Source organism: Pseudomonas cichorii (genome assembly GCF_003700275.1).
Classification (GTDB): domain Bacteria; phylum Pseudomonadota; class Gammaproteobacteria; order Pseudomonadales; family Pseudomonadaceae; genus Aquipseudomonas; species Aquipseudomonas cichorii_B.
The window spans coordinates 1-2532 of sequence record NZ_RBRE01000029.1 but is presented as its reverse complement, the minus strand read 5'-3'; the positions used below and the strand labels follow the sequence as shown (position 1 = coordinate 2532).

General features: G+C 52.4%; 3 protein-coding genes. 1 reads left to right on the top strand and 2 read right to left on the bottom strand.

Features of this window, described 5'->3' with window-relative positions; genetic code table 11:
- Positions 1 to 158 precede the first annotated feature (158 nt).
- Positions 159 to 953 carry a hypothetical protein gene (locus ALQ04_RS07165; protein WP_057429679.1) on the top strand — a complete coding sequence of 265 codons (795 nt, stop codon included), beginning with the start codon at positions 159 to 161 and terminating at the stop codon, positions 951 to 953.
- A gap of 19 nt (positions 954 to 972) precedes the next feature.
- Here the strand turns inward: ALQ04_RS07165 and ALQ04_RS27180 are convergent, their stop codons facing one another.
- Both ALQ04_RS27180 and ALQ04_RS07155 read right to left on the bottom strand, forming a co-directional pair.
- Positions 973 to 1182: a hypothetical protein gene (locus tag ALQ04_RS27180; RefSeq protein ID WP_081028628.1), complete on the bottom strand. Its 210-nt coding sequence runs from the start codon at positions 1180 to 1182 to the stop codon at positions 973 to 975.
- Positions 1183 to 1461: 279 nt separating this feature from the next.
- A complete protein-coding gene (locus ALQ04_RS07155) occupies positions 1462 to 1926 on the bottom strand; it encodes a hypothetical protein (protein WP_099491053.1) in 465 nt (154 codons plus the stop codon).
- Positions 1927 to 2532 lie beyond the last annotated feature (606 nt).

Genomic DNA, 2532 nt, shown 5'->3' with positions numbered 1-2532 from the left:
TGACTTGGCCGGACGGTTACCATAGGTAGCCTGTCGTCATTCGCGATCAGGCCCCACCGCCGTCGCCACTGGTCTCAGGACAAGATGAAAACCACAGATAGTCATGGGCCATCACTGTGGATAGGATGAGTTCTCGGACTAATGAGGGAATATGAAATATGAGCTCTGAATTAATGACCACCGCAGTGTGCTGGGAGGTGGGCGCCAACGTGTCGGCAGAGTACGCAAAAGACAACTCCACATTCTATTATTTTTGTCCTGAGCAGAACTGCTTGGAAAAGGTCGTCCCAGCGCAAAGGAACAACAAATTTTTTAGGGCACCAAACAGGCATGTCACGGGATGTAAGAATGAAAAGGAATCCATTGAGAACTCCAATGTACAGGGAGAGCAAAAAAAAGTTGCAATGGCAGTAGCACCCACGATAATCCCAAGCCACTTAGGCGCAGTTCCTACTACGAAAAAAAAGGCCATGCCTACGCGAGCACAAATGCTTGCGCTTGCTCAACAAGTTCAGAGCTCTCCAGCAATCCACCCAGGCACGCTACAGGAAGTTGTCGATGCTTGGAGAATTTTGAGCATGAACGAACGAGTCGAGCATCAGCTCTATATAGAAAATGAGCCGCTCAATTACTTTGATGCATTCGTTCCGTTGAGTCACGCTGGGGAGGATGTCAACTCAGTAAACTGGAGCAATACCATTTTTTTTGGAACTGCATCGGTTAACTTATTTAACGGCTCGTTCTATATCAAAACGTTCAGCAAATTTTCCAATGGTGCTAACAGAGCACAAATCCGGGTTAGGGTAAGGTCGAGCGAACCCTATTTTAACCTCCTGGTAGATGGCCAAAAAGTGACGCTATTCCTGCGCACATCCATGCCGACCATAGACGCCAGAAATAAATTTTTCGAAATCCAACCCTCGACGTCATATAGCGGCTTTGCTATTGGCTAGAAACACCGTGATGAGGGAATCATTCGCGCCAAAGGCCCCAAGTCGGCGGATTTTTGACTATATCAATCGACGTGCTGAGCTCGTACTGCATTTGCTCAAAGACCCTGTTCAGAGTCGGATGGGTATTTGACTTCCGGAGTGTGCTCAACAAATGCAGCAGCTCCTTACCCTGAGCTAAGGGCATTTGAACGTCGCAGTACACTGTGTCGTCATCGCTCTTCATTCCCATCGGCACATCCTCGCAGAATGTTCTTCGTCTCCAGTTCATACGGCCTGGCGTTTGGTGCGTGGCCCTTCGGGGAGGGGCTGTCGTAAACCGAGCCTTGGCGCAAGCGCCGGCCTCGGCGCTTCGGGCTTCCATCCCACTCGCCTGCGCGCTACGCTTACCGTGCTATTTAGCCGCGTGAACACCTGCCTTCGGTTCGAGCGGACACTCAGGCTGAGCCAGATCCAAAGCTCAATGGGCCCATTGCTTTGTTGAAGCAGAGGTATCCACGCCTTTGATAGTTCAAGCTTCGAAAAAAGCACGACAGGCGTACATCAAAGCAGTTGCGTCATTCAAAGCTCGGTGGTGCCTAGTTGTTGGCATTAGGCGATAAATGTCACTAGCCGCCTCGCGGCCCAAAAATACCTCCAAAGGCTTCAACTCGAAGGTAGGTCTCAGATCTGCTGCCTCATAAAGGACGTCGAACCAAAACACGTCTTGAGGTGAATCGCTGCAAAGCACCTGCCCTGAAAACAGCTGATTCATTTGTCTCGCCACAGCACCTGGGGTATCACCTTGCTCACGCAATTGATCCTGACTGAGACCATGCATGTCTTGCGCATCGAACGACCAGTACGTCCAGTAACGTGCCGGCATGATCAGCGAGCTGTAGGAGGCCTCACTCGATACGACAGCAACTTCTATAGGATAGCTATCCGGTGCTATGCCTGATGCCTCGAAATCGATAAAGAACGAAGGCCGTTCCATCCTGCTGCTCCTGTTAGAAGGTTGCGATTCCGCTACGCCGAACCAGTCGATTTAGCAGCGAGCTGCCTGCGCTACTCGGTGATTGTGCAGGTGCTGCATCTCACGCTCCCACTCGTCTAGAAACTTCTCCCAGTCGGTGGCGTATGGCCCATCAGCAAGTCTGGTTGACCCGATACTAGCTTGGAGGAAGCGTTCCCTCCATGGTTGGGGTATGTCGTGTTCCAGGACGATGTCGATGCCTGAGTGATGGTGCTGGGCTTGGACAGAGTGACGCACTTCTTTGAGACCGATTGGTGTGCCGGTTGAGGGTGGGCTGCTCTGCTCTTGTACGTCGAGGTGATCCAGGATGGCAATGGGTTCTGATGCGTCCGGACTACCGGGATGGAGGCTGGCGAGCGCCCAAAGTGCTCTTCGCCTAACTTTCTCAAGCTCGCGGAGTTCATCGTAGGACATTCGGCCTCCTTAATTTCCCTGACGCAGGGAATGTTTGCGGCGTGCCGCCCTGGCGGAAGGGCTGTCGTGAATCGAGCCACGGCAAGCCGCGTCTCGCCCCTTAGGGCTTACATCCCGCACGCCTGCGCGCTCCGCTTGTAGTGGTCAACTTTT